Origin of the sequence: Aeromonas sp. sia0103 (genome assembly GCF_963895295.1) — a bacterium.
Classification (GTDB): Bacteria; Pseudomonadota; Gammaproteobacteria; order Enterobacterales; family Aeromonadaceae; genus Aeromonas; species Aeromonas encheleia.
Genome location: NZ_CAWQKG010000057.1, coordinates 1 through 206 on the forward strand (window position 1 = coordinate 1; position 206 = coordinate 206).

Here is a 206-nt window from a genome sequence, read left to right on the forward strand (position 1 = left end):
TGGTTTCGGTCAGGCCAGCGGTGCTGGAGCCGGTGATGATGGCGGCGTCGTTGCTGCCGTGCATCGTCACTGTCAACATCCGGCTGGTGCCGTCGGCGGTGGCCACGGTGATCGAGTCGGTGTAGTCCTGCCCGGCCGCGAACTCGTCATGGGCGCCGTTCATGGTGTAGGTCCAGGCACCGGTATCGTCGATGCTGAAGGTGCCA

General features: G+C 65.0%; 1 protein-coding gene. It reads right to left on the reverse strand.

Annotation, left to right across the window (positions count from 1 at the left end):
- On the reverse strand, positions 1–206 hold a 206-nt coding region (locus AACW18_RS17615; protein ID WP_218390105.1), incomplete at both ends, for a VCBS domain-containing protein.